Genomic DNA, 20,516 nt, shown 5'->3' with positions numbered 1-20,516 from the left:
CTTTAGGTTTCACGATGGGTCGCAGATGTCACTGGAGGCAAGGAGTCTGCGATGAACGGCACCAGGACGGCGCTGATCACAGGAGGATCGGCAGGGCTGGGACGGGCGAGCGCACTCGCGCTCGTGGAGCGCGGCTGGGAGGTGATCGTCACCGGGAGGCGGGTCGAACCGCTCGATCGGGTTGCCGCGCGGGCTCACACCATTACCGCCCTCCCCGGTGACGTGACCGATCCGCGGCAGCGCGAGCGCATCGCCGCCGAGATCGCGGCGCGGGGGCGACTGGACCTGTTGCTCAACAACGCCAGCGCGCTCGGACCCAGCCCGATGCCCACCCTCGCCCGGTATCCGGAGGACGCATTGGCGCAGGTCTTCGCGACCGATGTGCTCGCACCGCTGGCCTTGATCGCCGCGCTTATCGCGCATGTGCGGAATGCGGGCGGGACCGTGATCAACATTTCGTCGGATGCCGCGGTCGAGGCGTATGCGGGCTGGGGCGGTTACGGGGCGGCGAAGGCGGCGCTCGACCACGCGACCGCGGTGCTGGCGGTCGAGGAGCCCGGCCTGGCGGTCTACGCCTTCGATCCCGGCGACATGCGCACCGAGATGCATCAGGCGGCGTTCCCCGGCGAGGACATCTCGGATCGGCCCGATCCCGAGACCGTGGTACCAGCGTTGCTGCATTTGCTCGACACGAGCCCACCCAGCGGCCGGTACCGTGCGGCGGACCTCGCGGTCGCAGCGAACACGGTGGTGTCGTCGTGACGCGCGCACGGGTCGCCTCCGCGGCCGAGTTCCGGTTCGTGCTGCCTCAGCGGTTGGAGGCGAGTGGTCCACCGGAGAGCCGGGGGTTGCTGCGCGATTCGGTGCGGCTGCTGGTATCCGATCGGGGCAGGGTGGAACACACCAGATTTCACGAGCTGCCGCGCTTCCTGCAGCCGGGCGACGTGGTGGTGGTGAACGCGTCGTCGACGTTGGCCGCGGCGGTGGACGGGACCGTCGACACGGTGGGACCCGTGGTCGTGCACTTCTCCACCGACCTCGAGGATGGGGACTGGGTGGTCGAGGTGCGAGCGCCGGGACCGGTCTCCGTGGCCCTCGACGCGGTCGCGGCGGGAACACGGATCATTCTGCCGCGCGGCGTTGTTGCGACGCTCGTGGAACCGTGGCCCCTCGGTTCGACCAGGCTGTGGCGGGCCTCGATCGACGGCGTCGCGGACGTAGCCGCGGAACTGCTCGCCACCTCGGGCCGTCCGATCACCTACGCGTACGTCCACGAACGCTGGCCCCTGTCGTCGTACCAGACGATCTTCGGACGCACCGGTGGAAGCGCCGAGATGGCCGGCGCCGCCCGGCCGTTCACCCATCCGATGGTTACCGATCTGGTGACGTCGGGCGTGGTGGTGGCGCCGATCCTGCTGCACACGGGTGTCTCGTCGCCGGAGCGAGGGGAGCCACCGATCCCGGAGCGGTACGAGGTGCCGGAGCAGACGGCGCGCCTGGTCAACGACCGGCGCGCCGCCGGAGGTCGCGTCATCGCGGTCGGCACCACCGTGACGAGGGCCCTCGAGACCCAGGCCACTTCGGACGGCATGTCGCTGGCGGGCGCCGGCTGGACGGACCTGGTACTGAGCGCGGCGAGGCCGACACGGGTGGTGGACGGCCTGATCACGGGCTGGCACGCGCCGGGGGCGTCGCACCTGATGCTGCTCGAATCGGTGGTGGGGGAGGCGGCCGTCCGTCGCGCCTACGACGAGGCGCTGGCACACGGCTACCTCTGGCACGAGTTCGGGGACAGTGCGCTGTTGCTGCGACGGTGACGCCGCGATCGCGCTTCTCGACAGCGACCCCGGGTGCGAGTTGACTGAAGGTGGTGATCTCGGCAAATCAGAAGGGATCGCAGAGAGCAGGACGTCGTCATGAACATGGGAAAGAAGATCCGGCACAAGGTCGAAACCGCCGAAGGCGCCACCAAGAAGGCTGTCGGCAGGGCCACTGGGAACGCCCACCTCGAGGCGGAGGGGAGCAAGGAACAGGCCAAGGGCAACACCAAGCAGATGGGAGACAAGTTCAAGGACGCGGGCAAGAAGATCAAGAACGCCTTCAAACATTGATCGAACCTCGGTGAGTCCGGACTATTCGTTCGACAGCAGCGGCCCCAGCGGTCCGAGGTCGATGTTCAGGTCCTCGGGCGTGAGATCGAAATGCTCACGCAACTCGGCCATCCGCTCCTCGAGGAGCATGAGTGTCGTGCCGATGCGTTCGATCTGCTCGTCGCTGAGATCGCCGTGTTCGACTCGGCGTATCGCCTGCCGTTCCATCAACTGTCGTAGTAGTTCGACGATCGTCAGGACCAGCGTGACCAGGCCCTTCTCGACGGATTCGGGGTCGGCGTCGATTCGCTGCGGAAGAACCCGGCGACCGATGTCGGTCGGTGCATCCGAATCGACGGGCTCGGACTCAGTCATCGGCGGGGTCCGGCCCGGCCGGGTCGGGGACGAGTGCGCTGACCGATGCGATGAGTGTGCGCAGCGAGATCCGGACCATGTCGACGTCGGCGAGCGACAGGGTGATCTCACCGGTGATGACGACGCCACCGCCGAGCACCCGATCGAGCAGGTCGACGAGCGCGATGCGGCGAGTGTCGTCCGCGGGGACCATCTCGCTCATGGGCTCACCCGTCGATCCCGGCGAAGGAGTACGGCGGCCACGGTCCGGTCAGATCCAGTGTGATGCCCGGGCGTTCGGTGTCGAGTGCCGACACGAGCGCAGCGAAGTCGTCGACCCGTTCGTTGTCCACGAGGTAGGTGCCGTTGAAGATCATCCAGGCCCGTTTGCCGGTCAGCACCGGATCGGTGACTTGCCGTCGAAGCCCGTCGACGGCATGGCCCAGGAGCGCGGAGTGAATCTCGTCCGCGTGGCCGGCCGCCCTGCGTTCCACGTCTTGCTGTGCGCTCAACTCCGCACGACGACGCAGGAGATACGCGGTCCCCTTTCCCGCAGTACCCGTCGCGGAAGGCTCCTCTTTCACGTTCTGCGCCAAAGCCTTCGCGTCTCCGTACGCTTTGACACCCCATTCGCTTCGTCCGGTCACCCGACGCAGCGTTGTGCTGAACTCCTCCTGTCGTTCGTCGAGGAGGAGGCGAACGCGATCGTCGTCGAGGTAGAGGGTCGCCAACCGCAATGGAACGGTGGGACCGTGGCGCAGTACGGCAGCCACCACAGCGTCGTGTGCTCTCGCGGTTGCCGCGAGCCAGTCGAGGTCCTCGAGGTTGCGCTGCAGCGGGTCCTGCCCGAATTCGCTCAGACTCACCGTCCCCACCACCGCGACCAGACCCGCCGACGCCACCGCCCGGACCGGCTCGCCGGCCACTCCGGTGACACCGGCGAGTTGTGCGTCGCCGATGCTGTCGGTGGTGATGCTGTAGAGCCACACGCCGTCATCCGCGGTCATCGTCTTGCTCCTGACGTTTCGCCTCCACCTCGACCGTTTCGGCGGCCTCCACGGCAGGACGAACAGACCTGTCGGACTCGAGTTCGGCGATCCGCTCCCGCAGCTTCCGGTTCTCGAGTTCGACGTCGCTGTTCCTGCCGGTCAGCCAGGGGTCGTGCTCCCACCAATCGATGCCTACCTCCTTCGCGGTTTCCAGCGAGGCGATCACCAGTCGGACCTTGATGGTCAGCAGTTCGATGTCGAGCAGGTTGACCTGGATGTCTCCGGCGATCACGAGCCCCTTGTCGAGTACCCGCTCGAGGATCTCGCCGAGGTTCGTCGACTGGTGCCCGCCGCCCATTCCGCCGCCCGAACTCTGCGGAAGGTTGCTCGCGCCGCCGCCGGCGATGGTCATGACTGCGCGCTCCCGCTGTCACCGACACCTCGGACGTAGCGGCGGGTTCTGCGGTAGGACAGGAGCTCTCCATCCAGATCCAACACCACCTCGTATATCGCGAGCATGTCCGTCGACGACGGTATTCGCCGGTCCTCGACTACCTCCACCTCCACCGTCCAGCCGTCGTCGGTCGGCATGACCGATGTCGCACCCAGTGGTTTCTTGCCGGTCAACTGCGCAATGTCACGCGTCGCGATCTCGGCGATCTCGGGTGCCGGCAACGGTGGTGGCTCCTCTTCTGCCATCGCCCGTCACTCCTTTTCCGGACCGGTGGGATGTGCTGTTCCGGTCATTCGATCGAGGATGGCCTGCTGTGCCTGTTCTTCCTCCTCGGCGGAGATCTCGCCTGCCGCACGGGCGTCCTCCAGCTCCTCGAGAGCGCGGCGCGCACTCGCGGGATTGTGGAGTTCCTCCTCGACCTGTTGCTGGATCAACTCGGCCAGCGAGATCACCCCGCGAACGGGGGCGAGCGGCAGGGTGGCGATGAACGACAGCAGACCCATCGGTCAGCCCTCCGGTTTCTGCGTCACCACGAAGTCGTAGGCGGCGAGCGGTCCGAGCAGGCGCATGTCGACTCGGCCGTCCCACTGCTCGGCCAGTTCTCCCACCGCCTTCTCCAGTTCTTCCTGCCGGGCGACCTCGACGAGGACGGCTACTTGCGCGGCCTCCTCCTCGTGCGTCGGTTCCCGGACGTTGACCGAATCGGACAGCGAGTCGAGTGCTTCGACCACCTTCCGGGTGTCTTCGTCGCGCTTGGCCTCGATGGCGTTGCTCACGATCTCGCCGAGGGCCATCCGGGCGTCGCGGGTGGTCTCCTCGGGCTGATCTCGGATCGTGCCGAGCAGCTTGCTCGCCTGTTCGTTCTCTTCGATTATTTCTCGGAGGATCGCCTCCTCGACGTATCGCCCCTTCACGACGTATTGTGCTCGGCCTTCGAGTTCCTCCAGCGCGGCGGCGAACTCCTCGGCGTGTGCCGCGAGTAACTCCTCCGCGACGGCATCCTCATCGGTCATGACCGCCCCGAAACGAAGTGGGAGCACCGGTGCCACCCGAGACGTGCCGTCCAGCACGTGCGCATGGGTTCGGAGGTCCTCGGGCTTACCGAGCGGTCTGTCTACTGAAATTTCGCTCACGAGCGCTGCGATGTCGCCGTGCTTGACGGTGCTGACCGGTCCGTCACATACGCCGACCGCGTCTTCTTCGGCTTCCACATCGGCAGGCACGATTCCGTACACGTAGACACCGCTGGTGCGCGGCTCGTCGGTGCTCTGGTTTGACGTAGACATCACTTGTCCCCTCGAGTGGACTTGCGCGAAACCCGTTCGCGCTCAGGTTCTTCCTGACCTCCGCCGAGGATGTCGCCGAGTTTCTCGCCCGCGGACTCGAGTGCGCCCTTGGTTTTCGACTTGGCACCACCCTCGGTGACGTCCCCGACGAGATCCGTCAGGCCCTTCGGCTCGCCACTGCCGATTTCGAGCCGGTTCACGGCCTCCGCGAACCGCAGGTAGGTGTCGACACTGGCGACCACGACGCGTGCGTCGATCGTCAGCAGTTCGATGCCGACCAGCGAGACACGCACGTAGGCGTCGATGACGAGACCCTTGTCGAGGATGGTGTCGATGACGTCGGCGAGGCTACTCGAGCTGGGACCGCCGCTGACTCCGCCGCCACCTCCCCCCGCCGGTTGTATCGCCGTCATCGCCGTGCTCCTTGTCTCGAGCCCGCCGTCTTCGCGGCAGTCTTGCGCGGGCGACCTCGCCGTTTCGGGGCCTGATCCTCGGCGGCAGCCGCGGTCTTGCGCGGGCGACCTCGGCGCCGCGGCGGCGGTGCTTCCTCGTCCTCGTCCGTTTGCTCGCCGGCGTCCTCGTCGGTTTCCTCGGTGTCGTCTTCGTTGGTTTCCTCAGCCTCGTCGCCTTCGGGCTCCTCGCCTTCGGGCTCTTCACCCTCGCTCTCGTCCGTTTCCTCTTCCTCGAGATCCTCCGATTCCTCCGGCTGCGCCTCGTCCTCCTCCTGCTCGACTACCTGACCGTCCCGGATTTCTCCGCGCCAGCCCTCGACTTCGTCGGGATGGAGAACGGCCTGTGTCATGACGTGGCGTGCAAAGTGCTTCAATTCCAGCCGTGCTCGTCGTCCCTGTGCACGCCAGAGGTTTCCCGTCTTCTCGAACAATCCCTTCGGGTGATACTCGAGGATGAGGACGATGCGGGTGAGATCGGGAGTCACCTCGTGGAACGTCACCGCCCCGTCGATGAAACCTTTGGCGCCCTTCGAGCGCCACACGATCCGCTCGTCGGGAACCTGCTCGAGGATCGTCGCTTCCCAGGTTCGGTGCGACAGGAAGATCTGCGCTTTCCATTCGAGCTTTTCGTCCGATTCCTGTTCGACCCGTTCGACCTTTTTCATGAACGACGGGAAGTCGGCGAATTGGGTCCATTGGTTGTAGGCCAGCTGGACCGGGACTCCGACGTCGATCGTTTCGACGATATTGGTCAATTTCAGCTTCTTGCCTTTTCCGCTACCACCACCGCCCCCGCCGGTGACGGCCTCCTTGACGTCGGAGGCTTTGTCCTTGACCATCTGCTTGGCGCCCTCCCACCAGCCGCCGCCGGTGTCGGACTTGTCCGGCGACTCATCGTCATCCGTTTTCTCGGAACCGGTGAGTGCGGCGAGCAGCCCTCCTTCACCGCCGCTCTCGGCGTAGTCGGTGAGCCGACCGGAGGTGTTCGACACCTTGTCCGAGACCGACGACAGTGCCTTCTCGGCGACCGTGCCGAGCAGCGTCTGTATCGAGTCCTGCAGCACGCTCGACGCGCCGTGCCCGTCGCCCGGTACGGCCTCTTGTAGTTTCTTCGCGGCGTTCGTCATCGCCGTCACCTCCGTGCCCGTCGGACGGGCGCAGAATTAGTCGTGGCTTTCGCCCGTGTCTTGCGGACCCTGGTAGGGGCCTCTTCGTCATCCTCGTCGGATTTTGCGCTCCGCGATCTGCTGGTCGGCCGGGAGCTGCCGTTGCTGGAAGTCCGTCGACGCGCGGCGGGGCGCTTGCGTGGGGGCGCGGATTCCTCGTCGGCGGCATCTTCCTCGTCTGCGGCATCTTCCTCGTCGGGTTCCTCGTACTCGTCGTCCTCGTCGGCGTACTGTTCGTCCGGCTCTTCCTCGACTTCGGCTTCGTCGTACTCCTCGTCCTCGGACCGGCCGCGTCGCTTGCGACCGAGTTTTCCGAGCCTGCTGAGCTTGCCTACGGAATTGCCGACACCACTCGCGGTGTCGTCCACGGTGTCGCCAACGTCGCCGACGACTTCTCCGCCGCTCGACAGGAGGCGGCTGTTGAGCGAGTTAATACGCTGGCTTGCGGCGGTGACGGCTGCGGCCTTCGCCGCGCTGACCAGCTCTTCACGCACCGAGTCGCTGATCTTGGCGAACTCGGGGGAGCTCGCGAGCATCTTCGTACCGCGTTCCAGTAAATCGCGTGGCCCGCCGGGGAAGCGTCCGGTCGCACCCGCGGCCGCGAGCATCAGTGCCATCTTCATTCGGTGTGTACGGCCGAGCATGTATCCCGCGCCGACGGCCAATGCCACCTGACCTTTGGTTTTCATCGTCGAACCCCTTTACCGAGTAGTCACCGGCGCGCCGCTCGCCCACTTCGGCAATGTGTCGCAGAACCGTCCTCGGAAATGTCTCGCAAAACCGTGCGCGGTAAGGGGCGCCGCTTGTCGACTACCCAAGCTGCGAGACACTCAACCACCAGCAATAAATTCGGTTCGGGCAGCCTTCGGCGGCCACGCATCCATGCGGACTGTCTCTAGATGGCGGATTGGCGCCGAGAATCGAAAGTGCCTCAGCAGCAACCCTGTTCACGGAGAAGATTCTGGGCGTTCACGTGGCGGCGGCGCGCACCGCCGCCACCAGTGCCGCGACAATGAGCACCAGCAGGAGGACCACGAGCAATACCGGCGCGAGCAGGGACCCGAGGACAAGGACGAGAACGAGGGCGACCTTGGCCTTGCCGCTCAACCCGGACACGAGCGCTTTGATCGCGGCCCACACAGGATTCTTGCCGGTCAGCGCGGCCCGAATGCCTGCGATTACGGCGTCGATCCCCGCGTCGCTCTGCGCGATCGTGTCGACGAGCGTGTCCATCCATTCCCGGAACTTCTGCCGAATATTCAGCGTCACCGTCTCGCCGCGTTCTCGCATCGCGTCCATGAGCCGGTGAACGTGGTCTTTCAGCCACGCGATGACCGCCTCGACCGACCGCGACAACAGTCCGCGTTCGGTCTCCTGCGAGATCGGGTCAGGCCTGCGCTGACGAGCCGGCGTGGTGGGCCGAGGGCGCGCCGTCACGTGGGACCCTGTGTCTCGGGAACGCTTCCGGGCCGTCGGCTTCGTAGCGTCGGGGCGGTCCGCTCGGGGTGCGGGTTTGCTTCTCCCGGGCACGCTGTCGCGTGACGTGGAGGGTGATTTTTCGGCTGCCGGCCGCCTGGGGGGCAACGGTCGTCTTCGTGGCAGCCGACCCGAGGCTGCGACGGCGGGCGGCGTCGACTTCATCGAAATCTGGTGAGATCGAACTGTCGCCGCCGTGGCGGTGGCCCTCGGCTCGTCGTTGTCCGCGGTCTTGCTGTGAGAGGAAGTGCCTCCACGGTCAGGCCTGGCCGGTGTGCTCCGGCCGCTTGTCCTCACTCGTGCACCCATACACCGCAATTACCCTCGCGACCATTCTTGAAACGGAGCCGATTTGGTGGGCGCTACAGGTGCGGCGGATCTACCCCTCTCCGACGCCGCGTTCGTCTGAGCGGGTTGTTGCGGGTGACGATGAGCGGGTCGGAGGAGGTGAACCGGTGATCGGGTGTCAGTGCGGTTCCCGCATTCTGTCTCCTCGGGGCCCATCGTGAAGGTGGAGAAGTGTACTTTCTCGCGGGAGATTGTTCCGGTGAAGTCGAAGGAGCGGGCGGGCATCGGGGTTAGGATGCACAAGGAGATCTGCCCAGCTGATACCGCTCATCGGCGCGGTATCGAACTCTGCCGCAGAGGCGGTGATGCCGGCGATGAGGAATTTCCCGGTGGGGAACGTGCCGAGCCGGACGGCTGGAGGGCGCCGGTGCCGCACACCGAATGCCACCCGCGCCGCTGTGCTCGCGGTGGGCGTTGCCGTTGCGATCGCGGGCTGCTCGACCAGTTCGGAGCCGACGACCTCGCAGGCGTCCAACGGTGCATTGCCCGCCGCGACGAGCGCGGCCGCACCGGAGGGGTCGGCGCTGAAACCCATCGATCCGGCTACATTCCAGGCCGCCGTGAACGCGGCGGCCGAGGAGCTACTCGTGCCCGGCGCGGTGGTGCAGCTCCGCACCCCGCAGGGGACCTTTGGCGCCGTGGTCGGTACGGCCGAACTGGGCGCGCAGACGCCGCCTGACGAACAAACCCATTTCCGGATCGCGTCGAACACCAAGACCATGACGGCGGCGCTGACCGTGCTCCTCGCCCAAGACGGGAAGCTCGAGTTCAGCGACCCGGTGTCCACCTACGTTTCGGATGTGCCCAACGGCGAGAACATCACCGTCGCAGAGCTGTTGACGATGCGCAGTGGACTGTACAACTACACGAACTCGCCCGAATTCGCGGCCACTCTGGATGCCGACCCGGCGAAGGCCTGGACGCCGCAAGAGGTCTTGGATATCGCGTTCCGGCACCCGCCGGACTTCCCGCCGGGCACCTCCTACGAGTACAGCAATACGAACTACGCATTGCTGGGTCTGATCGCCGAGAAGGTCGGCGCGCGCCCATTGGCCGAGCAATTCCGGGATCGATTGTTCGGGCCCCTCGGGTTGCAGCAAACCTCGCTTCCCGCCGCCGTCGACGCCGCGACCATCCCGGATCGCTATTCGCACGGCTACATGTACGGCGAATCGTCCTACGCGATGGTCGACGAGGAGTATCCCGCCGACATGCAGGCCGCCGCACGCGCGGGAACGCTCCAACCCCTCGATTACACCAACCAGAATTCCTCCTACGCCACCGCTGCCGGTGGCGCCATCTCCACGGCAGACGACCTGGCCACGTGGATCCGGGCCCTGGTGTCGGGCACTGTCCTGAATCCCGAGTACCAGCAGCAATGGCTCCACAGCCTGCAACCCGAGGATCCGAGCACACCCGACGGGCAGCAATACGGGTACGGCATCAGCTATCAGCGTTTCGGGCCGAACGCCTCGATGTACTACCACGGCGGTGAGCTGCCGGGTTTCAACTCGTTCATCGGCTACGACCCGGACAACGACGTCACGCTGGTGATCTGGACGAATCTGACCCTGTCACCCGAGGGCAAGACCACGGCGAACGCTTTGCTCCCCACCGTTCTCGACGAGGTCTACGCCGGGATGTCGCTGGCGCCCACACCGGCTGCGACCACCACCAGGTGACGCGGTGCGCTGTGCCACGGTCCGATGCCCGAGATCGACCGCGGGGCCCGGTCTACCGCTGGCAGGTCTCGCCGGTCGCCGGTGCGGCCGCCGGCGGTCGGGCAGAATCGTCCCTTGTGACCGACATGTCCGCACGAACACCCGTCGCGGAAGACGCCGAGGATGCCGACCTGGCCAGGGCGCGCCATGGAGACGATGCCGCGTTCACCCGCCTCGTCGGACCGTTGCGCCGAGAACTGCACGCGCATTGTTACCGCATGCTCGGATCCAGTCACGACGCCGACGACGCTCTGCAGGATGCCTTGTTGCGGGCGTGGCGCGGTTTTGCTCGGTTCGAAGGTCGAAGCACGCTGCGCTCCTGGCTCTACACCGTCGCGACACGCACGTGCCTGGACACCGTCGAATCGCGCGGTAGGCGGGCCCTGCCCGTCGACCTGGGCCCGTCCAGTGATCGTGCCGTCATCGGTGACATCCCGCTCACGGACGTGGCCTGGCTGGGGCCCTACGCTGACGCGGGTCCGACCGCCGAATCGGCGGGGCCGGCCGCACACTACGAGCAACGCGAGGCTGTCGAATTGGCATTCGTTGCGGCACTGCAACATCTGCCGGGCAATCAGCGGGCGGCCCTGCTTCTCTTCGAAGTCTTGGGTTTCTCCGCCGCCGAGATCGCCGACACCATGAATACGTCGACGGCGTCGGTGAACAGCGCGCTGCAGCGGGCACGGGCGATCGTCGCCGAAAAGATTCCGCCGGTCACGCAGGCGCACACTTTGCGAGAGATCGACGACACGCGTCTGCGTGCCATCGTCGCCGGGTACTCCAGTGCTTTGGAACGCGGTGATGCCGACGCCCTGGTTGCCTTGCTGACGGAGGATGTCACCTGGTCGATGCCACCGATGGCGCACTGGTACCGCGGTCTCGACGCGGTCACCGATTTCGCGGTCCGGGTCCCGCTCACGGGGTGCGGTTCGTGGCGTCACCTCCCGGTCGGTGCGAACGGTCAGCCCGCCGTCGCCTTCTACCTCTGGGACGAAGACGCCGGCACCCACCTGCCCTGGTCGATCACCGTGCTGACCCTGCGCGGCACCAAGATCGCGGACCTCACCTCGTTCCTCGGGCCGGAACACTTCGAGCCGTTCGGGCTGCCCGAATCGCTGCCCTGAACCCTTGCTCGGCGAGGTGCTGTGTGCCACGGGCGGCACCACGACGGCACACACATCTTTACCGAGACCTCGAGCCGAACATTTCAGCCCTGCCGGCGGACAATTGCCGGGGTAGTCTTCCGATGCCGCGGTTTCGCCACCGATGATGCAGCCGCAGGTTACAGTCGGAACCGGTTTTTCCTTCTTCAGCAGGGTGGGATCGCGATGAACTTGATCAAGAAATCGGCAGCGTCGGTCCTCGTCGCAGCGACGGTGACACTCGGGGCGGGTACGGCCCACGCCGACCCGGTCCTACCGAACACGGGAACGCCGGCCCTGGCGATCCCCGGCAGGCACGAGGTCGACAAGCAGAAGGCCCTCGAGAACATGCTCAACGAGCTCGGCGTCGGCTGGGCCAACGGGGGAGCGGCCGGGACGGCGATCGGCGCGCTCATCGGTCTCGGCGTCGGGTGTGTCTCGATGTTCCCCGGCAGTCTCGCCGGTTGCATCGTCGGCACGCCGATCGGGGCGATCACCGGCGCGATCGTCGGTATCGGGCAGGGCAACCCCCGGGCGCAGCAGGCCATTCAGGAATACATCAACACCCCGTGAGTCGTTGTCCGTCAGCTCTGTTCTCGGAGTTGACGGATCACGGGCGCGAACATCTCCAGATACGGTTCGTGGACGGTGATGTACGAGAAACCGTAGCGGTCCCGATGGCGTCGGAGCTGCTCGGCCATCTCCTCCACGGTCCCCACGAGAACATACGGGGTGTCGAGGAGGTCGTCGACCGACATCGTCCCACCGAGCCGGTCCGCGATCTCGCTCGCCGCGGCCCGGCGGTCATCCGTCTCGACGACCGTCTGGACCAGGAGATGCCACTCGATTTCTTCGGCTCTCGCGCCGGCATGTGTCCGCACGAATCGAATTCGCTCGACGGTCTCGTTCGCGGTAGCGAGGCGGAAGGTGCCCGGGGGTCGGCCCGGAATCTGAAATGCCCCCGCCACGCCGACGATGTCGGCGTGGGCCGCCGCGACCCTCAGCACCCGGTCGCCGGTGCCGCCGATGATCAGTGGTGGGCCCGAGCCGCCGAATCCGCGCCGCTGCAACGGTCGTGGCAGGGCGCGGCCCTCGGGTAACTCGTCGAGATCCGCGGTGAAGAAGGTGCGCAGGCCGTCGACCATCTTCGACAACTGTTCGACCCGTCCGCCGAGGGCTTTCCATTCGATACCAGCTGCGTCGAACTCCCACTTCATGTGTCCGGCACCGAGTCCGATGTCGAGCCTTCCGTCGGTGAGGACGTCCGTCGTCGCGATCTCGCGGGCGAGGAGGACGGCATTCCAGAACGGTGCGTTGAGCACCAGGGTTCCGACACGCAAGCGGGTGGCACCGGCGACGGCCACCAGCAGCGGAAACGGAGCCGGGGCGCCGAGATGGTCCGCGGCGAACACGGTGTCGTAGCCGGCGCTCTCGCCGAGTCGGCATCGGTCGAGAAGGGCGTCGAGGGACTCGAAGCCGAAGATGTTGAACGAGAATCGGAAATCACGCATGGTCTTCACGATGCACCCCGAGCGGCTCGGCTGGTGACCGAATGCGGTGAGGAAATCCAAGGACTGCGTGGCGACGGAAGTAGGCCTTCTGCTCGGGGTGGGCGCACGGCGCAGTCGGACGGGGTGGGAGAGGCATCGACCGCCTGCTGGTGGTCGAGGGCGGCACCGAACGCACTGAAGTCGCCTCGCCGCTGGGCGTCGCGGATCTGTTCGAGTGCCGCCTTCAGTTCGACAGCCGCGGTCGCATCCGCCGTCGGAGGATCCGGGGTGGTGACATCGGGTGGGGACGCTTTCGGTGTCGCGGCCGATCTGGCGCACCCGGATTGTGCTGGACAGGCGAACAGTGCCCAGCGTCACGACGACTGCTGGGCACTGCTCTCGTGCTCGGTATCGACCGAGGTGAAAGTGGGTGGGCTACCGAGTTCGGTACGTCGAAGAGAAGGGTGGCCGCGCGAGCCGGAGCAATTCCAGGGCCAGCAGCGAGCCGCGGGGACCCAACTCGTCCTGATACCGGCGGATCACGTCCGTCTCGCCGCCGAGCGCGACCATCGGTGCACCGGACTCGACCCGGGTTCGGGCCGCGAGCTGTGCGAGAGCGAGACGGCGGTTGACCGCATCCAGGATCTCCGCATCGAGGCGGGCGATCTCGGCGTGAACGCGACTCAGATCTGTGGCGGCAGGTGATGTGCCCCCAGCGTTTTCGGCGACCGCCCCGCAATCAGTGTCCGTCATCATTGCTCCTCGACTGGGTGACCGTGTACGACCATCCTCGAACGGGAGTGGCCGTGAAGACAGACACCCTTGGGTGCAGATCGTCGACCCCTGGCCGACTCGACCGCCCGAGTGGCTACCGCGGTGCAGTTCGGGTCTATCGCAGTGCGATGAACCGCTGCAATTTCCCGCTCGCCTGATGACGCTGCAGATGGTCGACGACCGCGATCCGGACCTGCGGATCGGCCACACCTTGCCGGCGCAACGCCGCGGCGACAGCCGGCGTCAGCGCGGCGACGTCCGGGTCGCCGACCGCCAAGATCTCCGCTCCGTCGACCGTCTGTCTGACCTGATACTCCGACATACGTGGATCTGCGCCGAGGACGTAACGAAAAGTGCTCGCCGGCACGATCGTCGTTCCGTACCGGAAGTCGTCGTCGCGCCGCCCACCGATGTCGGCGACGCGCGCGAACGCGCTTCCGCACGCGCACCGATCGGGCAGCAACGTGACCTGGTCTCCGAGGTCGTACCGGATGAAGGGAAACGTGCGGTTGGCCAGACCCGTGGCCAGCGTTCGCGCGGCGGGCGCATCGGCTGCGACCGGAGCACCACTGTCATCGACACGCTCGAGCACAACCTCGTCCTCGCACACGTGCAGGCCCTCGCCGTATCCGCATCCCACGGCCTGCACGCCGATCTCGGTCGACCCCCAGAGGTTGTGGACCGGCACCGACCAGGCGTCGCGGATGGCCTGCCGGTCCTCAATCAGCAGGGGTTCGGAGTTCGTGCTCACCCGCACGGGACTGATCTTCAGGTCACCCGCCGCTGCCGCTCGGGCAAGTCGTCCGATCACCGTCGCATAGCCCACCAGATGCGTGGGCCGGGCAGCGGCCACGGCGGCGACGACCTCGTCGAACGGTGCGCCCACCGGGATCACGACGGTCTCCATCCCCGGTGCGGTCGGCACGTCGAACAGAGGGGTGCTCGCATGCGGGGGGACACCGGCCGCCAGCACGGCCAGCCGTGCGGGAGACCGCACCGACGACGCCCGCCGTTCCTCGCGCGCCTGTACCCGCCAGGCAAGGCACGCCGCCGAAACGTAGAACTGCCAATCCCAGACGTAGACGCCGCGGACACCACTCGACCCACCCGAGCTGAAGATCTGCTCGTCGCCCGACGTGTACGAAAACCATTGCTGCTCGGACAGAATCCGTTCGGCGCGTTCGCGGTCGAGGTCGCGAACCGTGACGACCGCATCCCATTCGTCCTGGGCGTCCCGCTTCGTCATCATCGGCAGCGACGCCAGGTCGGCGACCGAGGCCGAGGACGGATCGAGACCGCGAAGTCTCCGGGCATGAAATGGCGACCGCTCGCGTGCGTGCGCGAGGAGGGCCCGCAGCCGCTCGGTGCGGTAGCGCTCGATCTGATCTCTCGACCAATCCAGGCGTCCCATGTGATCCTCGAGTGCGGCCTGAACCGCATTGACCTGGCCGGCACGCACACGCGCGTACGCCGTGTGCTCCGCGTCTTCCGAAGCACCTCCGGGAACCGATCGGGACATGACGCCTCCGCATCACAGTGGTCCGGCGCAGCACGTTCGTACGTACCCTTCCGAGTTTTGCACAACGACGCACCGGCCGTCGGGCACGTGCGCGAACCCAACGCGGTGCCCACAAGTCTCCGAGCGGGTCAGCCCCGCCGGCCCGGGGGTCGGATGCATTATTCAGCACGGAGGTGACGTGGCAGCGGAGAAGCATTTTCCAACGTAACGGGCCGGGCTTTCAGAGTTCGGCGGCCGGCGCGCGTTCGTCGGTGCGAACCTTTCGCAGGAGCCGTTTCAGTGTTCGGGAGTCCCTCCACCCGAACGATGTGTGGTCTGTGGCACGGCGGTGGACCATATCGAAGATTCGTGCGGGGACGACCACCTGGTGTCTCGCCGCACTTGCCACGACCTCGATGACCGCGCGGTGGGGCCGGTCGTCCTCGAGCGCGAAGCCCGCATCGTGCAGCGCCGCGGGAGGCAGTGCCGGCCGCAATGCCGAGATCACCTCGTAGGCAAAGGCTTGAAATCTTCCTACCGAAGGCGTTCGTGAGGGTGACCGTGGCCACGGAACCGAGCAGTTCGCTCTCGCGGGCCAACCGGGGGAGTTGCCGTTCCCAGTCGGGCGTAGAGGTGATGCCCGCCCCGGCGATCACGCCGACCGCGCCGAGGGCTCGAACGTGGTCGATCCACCCGTGCGGGGGCACGACGACGCCCTCGAAGAGAACGTCCGTGTCGTCCTCGATCAACAGGGTGCGCCGTCGACCGATCGCAACGACGGAAGATCTTGTTCTCCGATTCCGCGCCCACGCGCTCCTGCGAGACAGTCAATTCGAGTTTCGAAGTTCGAACTTGAGGACCTTCCCGGTCGGGGTGCGGGGGAGTTCGAGGGGAAAGACGATCTCATCGGGCACCTTGAACTTCGCGATACGCCCACGGGTGTGCTCGACGAGTTCCTCAGCCGTGACCGTGGCCCCCTTCCTCACAATGACGAATGCCTTGGGCCGCTCGCCCCACTTGGGATGTGGGACACCGATGACCGCGACGTCGAGTACGGCGGGATGCGTTATCAATGCCTGCTCCACCTCGATGGTCGAGATGTTCTCGCCGCCGGAGATGACGATGTCCTTCGCGCGGTCCTTGAGCTGGATGTAGCCGTCCGGGTGCATGACGCCGAGATCGCCCGTGTGGAACCAGCCGCCCGCGAAGGCTTCCGCAGTGGCCTCGGGGTTGCGGTAGTAGCCGAGCATGACGTTGTTTCCGCGCAGCACGATCTCGCCCATGGTCTCGCCGTCGGCGGGGACGTCGTTCATCTGCGCGTCGACGACGCGGGCGTTCTCTGCCTGCACCATGCCCACGCCCTGCCGGGACAGCAGGGACGCGCGTTCCTCGGCGGTGCGCTCGCTCCACGACTCCTGGTACTCGCAGATCGTGTACGGCCCGTAGACTTCGGTCAGCCCGTACACATGGACGACGGTGACGCCGATCGCCTCCAACTGGGCGATCACCGTCGGTGACGGCGGCGCCGCGGCGGTGGTGATCCGCAGGGCGTCGACCGGATGTGCCTGGGGCGCTTCGGCAATGGTGGAGCACACGGCGGGAGCGCCGCACAGGTGAGTGACCCCGAGGGTGTCGATGGCGTCCCAGATCGCGTCGGCACGCACCGCGCGCAGGCAGATGTGCGTGCCGGCGGCCTGCGTGACCGCCCACGGGGTGCACCAGCCGTTGCAGTGGAACATCGGCAGCGTCCACAGGTATTTGGTGGACCCGGTGAAGCCGTTGTGGAACGTTTCGCCGAGGGAATTGAGATAGGCGCCGCGGTGCGTGTACATCACCCCCTTCGGTTTCCCGGTGGTTCCGGACGTGTAATTGATCGCGATCACCTGCTGTTCGTCATTGACACCCCAGTGCAACGGGATGTCGTCCACGTCGTCTGCGGCCGCGAGGAAGTCGGCGTACATCCCGGTCGCGATCCCCTCCGGGACCACCGGCCGCGCGATCGTGGAGTCGGGAATCTCGATCACCTCGCGCAGACTCGGGACGGCGTGGCGGGCGGTCGCGACGGATCCCACGAGTTCGGAGTCGACGAACAGCAGGCTCGTCCCGGAGTGCTCGAGGATGTACTCCAGTTCACGGCCCGCCAGCCGCCAGTTCAGCGCGATGAAGATGCCACCTGCGAGGGGCACCGCGAAGTGGGCGAACAGCATCTCGGGGGTGTTCGGGCACAGGAACGCAACGCGGTCGCCGGGCTCGATCCGGCTCCGCAGGACCCGGGCGAGTCTCTCGACCTCGTCGCCGAACTCGCGATAGCTGTAGCGGCGGTCGCCGTGAATGACGGCGACCCGATCCGGGAACACCGTCGCCGAGCGCTCCAGGAAGCGCAGCGGACTGAGCGGTGTGTAATTCGCGGGCGAGAGGGTCGGTCCGGACACTGGAACCTCCGAGATGTGGTGAAGGTGCTCTGACGGGCGATACACGCCCAAGATGACGTTATGGAACATCACGCCGGCACCGCTACCCTCCGAGGTGGGTACGCCGAATATGAGAGTGCCGGTGAACGACACGTCGAGACCCCGCGAATCGCCGACCGGCTGTCGCTGAGCGTCGAGTCGTACATGCGCAATCTCGTGGGCAAGTGGGAGGTGCGCAGCAGGTAGGAAGCTGTCGTGGACGTCCTGCGACAGGGTGTGCTTCCATGATCTGTCGCCGTCTCGGTTGCTGATTCCGAGATTCCTTGCGTGCGAGGGCTGTTCATCTCCTCCGGATGGGCGTCCGGACAGGGTGCTGCCACGACTACGGGCCGCGGCGGGTGCGCCGCGCGGACGCCGTATCGAAATCGAGATCCCGCCCCCAAAGCGGGAATGGATGAGCCGCTGCGGTATTCACGAGCCCTTCTGACGCGTCACGGAATTGTCACGACATGACGTCGAAACGGTATCGAAACCTCAGAACAGCACAATTTTCACTCGCGTTTCTCAATAGTCGAACATCCGTACCTTGTTCATGCCGTGTGAATTTCGGGAGGAGGCCACGTTCGGGGGCCCGCCGCTGCAGATCTGCCGACGCGGGTTCGTAATCCCGACACCTTCGAGGCGCGGGACGAGGCACCGAAAGGGACGGCCGACAACCGAGACGTTGTCGCCGGCACGCCGCGTCCGCATGCGCGGAGAGGATTGAGCCAGCATGACCACTCGCAACATGGAGAAGCACACCCTCGGCTGGATCGCCCTGATCGGCGCGGCAGTCACCGTTCTGCTCGGGCTGGGCGCCGGAACCGCTGGAGGCGCCCCGCACGACTGGGAGGAAGTCGCCGAGTGCGAAAGCGGCGGTGACTGGACCACCGACACCGGAAACGGGTTCTACGGCGGACTGCAGTTCACACCGGAAACCTGGAAAGCCAACGGTGGAACGGGCATGGCCTCGGAAGCCAGTCAGGCCGAGCAGATCCGCGTCGCTGAGAACGTCCTGAAGACCCAGGGCCCCGGCGCATGGCCCGTGTGCGGACAGTATCTGAAAAAAGGCGGCACAGCGCCCGTCGAGGTACCCCACACGACGCCTGCGCCTGCACCGGCCATCGAAACTCCTGACCCAGTCGAGACGCCGGACGTTGTCGAGACGCCGGACCTCGCCGAGACGCCGGACGTTGTCGAGACGCCGGACGTTGTCGAGACGCCGGACGTTGTCGAAGCTCCTGCGACCACCGACGATTCCGCGGCGGTGAAGGCGGCGGTGAAGGCGGCGGCCCAGGAAGCGCTGAACAGCGCCCGTGAACTTGCCGAGCAGAACGGGTCGGCTCAGGTGTTCGAGGAGCGGGCGTCGGCTCCCCGGTAACGTCCGACGGTTCTTGTGCGAACTAACCACACAGAACGGTTGTGTCGTCGCCTACGAAGGAGATCTCGTGCAGAAGAAGTCCGCTCGGCGTACCGCAGCATTGGTCGGGATACTGTCCGCACCTCTCGTTCTCGGAGCCACCGTGGGGGCCGGAACCGCGAGTGCCGAACCCTGGCACATCGGCCCCGTCTATCGTGCCGAGACGTCCGGTGAAGGTGCGGAATACTTCTGCGGGAAGGCTGCGGCGCTCGAGCAGACGTCGGGAGTCGTGATCGTGCCATGCACGTTCGATGAACCGACCAACGTCTGGTACCGCGTCGTCCTCAACCCGGCCTCCTGGGGCTTCGACTTCTGAGGTGAACTGCCGGGATCGGAGGCGCACCTGACGAAGCGGTGACCGGGCACCGTCGGCGCACTCCGCTTCGTCGAGTGCGTCGCCTCCCGGCCGCGCGCAGACTCCTCGGTATGGCCGAGGGAAGAGCAGAATGAGTGTCGAGACAGCCCAGCGCAGCGAGGTCTACGTCGCCATGGCGCGGAGTTGGCTTCTGGTCCCTGCGGTCGGGAGCGAGGTCCTCGCGGCTGCGGCTGCGTCTGGCGCCGACTCGCTGATCATCGACCTCGAGGACGGTTTGCCGTTCGCGGCGAAAGTCGAGGGGCGGGCCTGCACCGCTGAGTGGCTCGCCCGAAATGCAGGTTGGGTGCGGATCAACGACGCGACCACCCCGCACTGGCAGCGCGACCTCGACGCGCTCCGCGGCCTGCCCGGCCTGCGCGGGCTGATGCTGTCGAAAACGGAAGCACCCGAACAGGTGCGGGACACCGCTGAAAAGATTTCGGGTGTTCCGGTGGTCGCTCTCGTCGAGTCCGCGGCCTCGATCGTGGCAGTCGACGACATTGCTCGCACCGCTCCCGTCTGTCGACTCGCGTTCGGGATCGGCGACTACTGCCGCGACACGGGTGCCGGGCGAACCCCGATGGCGTTGGCATACGCCCGATCCCGGCTCGTCAATGCCAGCCGGGCTGCCCGGATCGGAGCCCCCATCGACGGGCCGACGCTGTCTCGCGACGCCGAGGTCATCCGGGACGACACGCGACTGGCCCGCGAAATGGGGATGACCGGAAAACTGACCCTCGCGTCCGACCAGGTGCCGGTGATCAATACCGCGTTGGCACCCGATGTGGACGACATCTCGTGGGCGGAAACGACGATCGAGCGTCTGGGTGCAGACGGAAGCCGCGTCACTCACGGCGGTCATCTGCCACAGCTTGCCCGCGCCCACGACATTCTCCGTCGCGCAGACCACTTCGCGTCTCGGGCCTAGGGTGTGTCTCCCAATGATTTGTGGTGTTGCGCTGCAGACTCTTCGGTGTGGCAGACGTTGTTGATCGGTTTGAGGTGTTGACGGACAAGCAGTGGGAGTTACTCGCGCTGCTCTTGCCCAGTT

General features: G+C 66.3%; 25 protein-coding genes. 10 read left to right on the top strand and 15 right to left on the bottom strand.

The features are described from left to right. Positions 1-51 precede the first annotated feature (51 nt). From G9373_RS40425 to G9373_RS40415, 3 genes are all read left to right on the top strand, one after another. The gene (locus G9373_RS40425; protein WP_065491247.1) at positions 52-762 is read left to right on the top strand and encodes an SDR family oxidoreductase; all 711 of its coding nucleotides are present in this window, start codon (positions 52-54) and stop codon (positions 760-762) included. Beyond that, positions 759-1,817 carry an S-adenosylmethionine:tRNA ribosyltransferase-isomerase gene (locus tag G9373_RS40420; RefSeq protein WP_167120558.1) on the top strand — a complete coding sequence of 353 codons (1,059 nt, stop codon included), beginning with the start codon at positions 759-761 and terminating at the stop codon, positions 1,815-1,817. The genes G9373_RS40425 and G9373_RS40420 overlap by 4 nt, the downstream gene beginning before the upstream one ends. Before the next feature lie 99 nt (positions 1,818-1,916). Beyond that, positions 1,917-2,111 (top strand): CsbD family protein, encoded by a 195-nt coding sequence (locus tag G9373_RS40415; protein WP_005262636.1) that lies wholly within the window; start codon positions 1,917-1,919, stop codon positions 2,109-2,111. A gap of 21 nt (positions 2,112-2,132) precedes the next feature. Here G9373_RS40415 and G9373_RS40410 read toward each other — a convergent pair whose 3' ends face one another. The 11 genes from G9373_RS40410 to G9373_RS40360 form a co-directional block, all read right to left on the bottom strand. Further along, positions 2,133-2,465: a gas vesicle protein K gene (locus G9373_RS40410; RefSeq protein WP_005262635.1), complete on the bottom strand. Its 333-nt coding sequence runs from the start codon at positions 2,463-2,465 to the stop codon at positions 2,133-2,135. Beyond that, positions 2,458-2,667 (bottom strand): gas vesicle protein, encoded by a 210-nt coding sequence (locus G9373_RS40405; RefSeq protein WP_005262634.1) that lies wholly within the window; start codon positions 2,665-2,667, stop codon positions 2,458-2,460. The genes G9373_RS40410 and G9373_RS40405 overlap by 8 nt, the downstream gene beginning before the upstream one ends. Before the next feature lie 4 nt (positions 2,668-2,671). Then, positions 2,672-3,451 carry a GvpL/GvpF family gas vesicle protein gene (locus G9373_RS40400; RefSeq protein WP_005262633.1) on the bottom strand — a complete coding sequence of 260 codons (780 nt, stop codon included), beginning with the start codon at positions 3,449-3,451 and terminating at the stop codon, positions 2,672-2,674. Then, entirely contained in the window at positions 3,438-3,845 is a 408-nt protein-coding gene (locus tag G9373_RS40395) for a gas vesicle protein (protein WP_005262632.1), read from the bottom strand. Before G9373_RS40395 ends, G9373_RS40400 begins: the two co-directional genes overlap by 14 nt. Then, positions 3,842-4,132 carry a gas vesicle protein gene (locus G9373_RS40390; protein ID WP_005564559.1) on the bottom strand — a complete coding sequence of 97 codons (291 nt, stop codon included), beginning with the start codon at positions 4,130-4,132 and terminating at the stop codon, positions 3,842-3,844. Before G9373_RS40390 ends, G9373_RS40395 begins: the two co-directional genes overlap by 4 nt. Positions 4,133-4,138: 6 nt before the next feature. Then, on the bottom strand, positions 4,139-4,390 hold the full coding sequence (locus G9373_RS40385) for a gas vesicle protein GvpG (RefSeq protein WP_005564558.1): 252 nt from the start codon (positions 4,388-4,390) through the stop codon (positions 4,139-4,141). A 3-nt stretch (positions 4,391-4,393) separates the two neighbouring features. Continuing rightward, on the bottom strand, positions 4,394-5,173 hold the full coding sequence (locus G9373_RS40380) for a GvpL/GvpF family gas vesicle protein (RefSeq protein WP_005564556.1): 780 nt from the start codon (positions 5,171-5,173) through the stop codon (positions 4,394-4,396). Continuing rightward, positions 5,173-5,586 (bottom strand): gas vesicle protein GvpJ, encoded by a 414-nt coding sequence (gene gvpJ, locus G9373_RS40375; protein WP_005246459.1) that lies wholly within the window; start codon positions 5,584-5,586, stop codon positions 5,173-5,175. Before gvpJ ends, G9373_RS40380 begins: the two co-directional genes overlap by 1 nt. Then, positions 5,583-6,752, bottom strand: a complete 1,170-nt coding sequence (locus G9373_RS40370; RefSeq protein ID WP_120661121.1) for an SRPBCC family protein — start codon at positions 6,750-6,752, stop codon at positions 5,583-5,585. The genes gvpJ and G9373_RS40370 overlap by 4 nt, the downstream gene beginning before the upstream one ends. Positions 6,753-6,757: 5 nt before the next feature. After that, on the bottom strand, positions 6,758-7,480 hold the full coding sequence (locus G9373_RS40365) for a hypothetical protein (RefSeq protein WP_167120556.1): 723 nt from the start codon (positions 7,478-7,480) through the stop codon (positions 6,758-6,760). Between the two features lie 280 nt (positions 7,481-7,760). Continuing rightward, positions 7,761-8,228, bottom strand: a complete 468-nt coding sequence (locus tag G9373_RS40360) for a hypothetical protein (protein WP_005565566.1) — start codon at positions 8,226-8,228, stop codon at positions 7,761-7,763. An 869-nt stretch (positions 8,229-9,097) separates the two neighbouring features. Between G9373_RS40360 and G9373_RS40350 the strand changes: the two genes are divergently transcribed. From G9373_RS40350 to G9373_RS40340, 3 genes are all read left to right on the top strand, one after another. Beyond that, positions 9,098-10,297, top strand: coding sequence for a serine hydrolase domain-containing protein (locus G9373_RS40350; RefSeq protein ID WP_005565563.1), 1,200 nt, complete (start codon positions 9,098-9,100; stop codon positions 10,295-10,297). A gap of 116 nt (positions 10,298-10,413) precedes the next feature. Further along, entirely contained in the window at positions 10,414-11,460 is a 1,047-nt protein-coding gene (locus tag G9373_RS40345) for a sigma-70 family RNA polymerase sigma factor (RefSeq protein WP_043789156.1), read from the top strand. A 204-nt stretch (positions 11,461-11,664) separates the two neighbouring features. Next, positions 11,665-12,051: a hypothetical protein gene (locus tag G9373_RS40340; protein WP_005565561.1), complete on the top strand. Its 387-nt coding sequence runs from the start codon at positions 11,665-11,667 to the stop codon at positions 12,049-12,051. Between the two features lie 11 nt (positions 12,052-12,062). On the opposite strand, the gene G9373_RS40335 is transcribed toward G9373_RS40340, so the two are convergent. The 4 genes from G9373_RS40335 to G9373_RS40315 all read right to left on the bottom strand — a co-directional run bounded on the left by G9373_RS40335 (position 12,063) and on the right by G9373_RS40315 (position 17,672). Further along, entirely contained in the window at positions 12,063-12,989 is a 927-nt protein-coding gene (locus G9373_RS40335) for an LLM class F420-dependent oxidoreductase (RefSeq protein WP_167120552.1), read from the bottom strand. A 414-nt stretch (positions 12,990-13,403) separates the two neighbouring features. Continuing rightward, positions 13,404-13,721: a chorismate mutase gene (locus G9373_RS40330; protein WP_005565559.1), complete on the bottom strand. Its 318-nt coding sequence runs from the start codon at positions 13,719-13,721 to the stop codon at positions 13,404-13,406. A gap of 136 nt (positions 13,722-13,857) precedes the next feature. After that, the gene (locus G9373_RS40325; RefSeq protein WP_054246466.1) at positions 13,858-15,261 is read right to left on the bottom strand and encodes a phenylacetate--CoA ligase family protein; all 1,404 of its coding nucleotides are present in this window, start codon (positions 15,259-15,261) and stop codon (positions 13,858-13,860) included. Positions 15,262-16,067: 806 nt separating this feature from the next. Further along, on the bottom strand, positions 16,068-17,672 hold the full coding sequence (locus G9373_RS40315) for an AMP-binding protein (RefSeq protein WP_005565555.1): 1,605 nt from the start codon (positions 17,670-17,672) through the stop codon (positions 16,068-16,070). 60 nt (positions 17,673-17,732) lie between these two features. On the opposite strand from G9373_RS40315, the gene G9373_RS40310 reads away from it, so the two are divergent. The 4 genes from G9373_RS40310 (at position 17,733) to G9373_RS40295 (ending at position 20,393) form a co-directional block, all read left to right on the top strand. Continuing rightward, positions 17,733-17,897, top strand: a complete 165-nt coding sequence (locus G9373_RS40310) for a hypothetical protein (protein ID WP_155756081.1) — start codon at positions 17,733-17,735, stop codon at positions 17,895-17,897. A 526-nt stretch (positions 17,898-18,423) separates the two neighbouring features. Next, positions 18,424-19,071 (top strand): transglycosylase family protein, encoded by a 648-nt coding sequence (locus G9373_RS40305; RefSeq protein ID WP_054246465.1) that lies wholly within the window; start codon positions 18,424-18,426, stop codon positions 19,069-19,071. 67 nt (positions 19,072-19,138) lie between these two features. Beyond that, entirely contained in the window at positions 19,139-19,426 is a 288-nt protein-coding gene (locus tag G9373_RS40300; RefSeq protein ID WP_005260713.1) for a hypothetical protein, read from the top strand. A 130-nt stretch (positions 19,427-19,556) separates the two neighbouring features. Beyond that, positions 19,557-20,393 carry an aldolase/citrate lyase family protein gene (locus G9373_RS40295; RefSeq protein WP_054246463.1) on the top strand — a complete coding sequence of 279 codons (837 nt, stop codon included), beginning with the start codon at positions 19,557-19,559 and terminating at the stop codon, positions 20,391-20,393. Positions 20,394-20,516 lie beyond the last annotated feature (123 nt).

The organism is Rhodococcus sp. A14, from assembly GCF_011603105.1.
GTDB classification, from domain to species: Bacteria; Actinomycetota; Actinomycetes; order Mycobacteriales; family Mycobacteriaceae; genus Rhodococcus_F; species Rhodococcus_F opacus.
The sequence above is the reverse complement of the archived record's forward strand: the minus strand, read 5'-3'. Positions and strand labels throughout refer to the sequence as shown.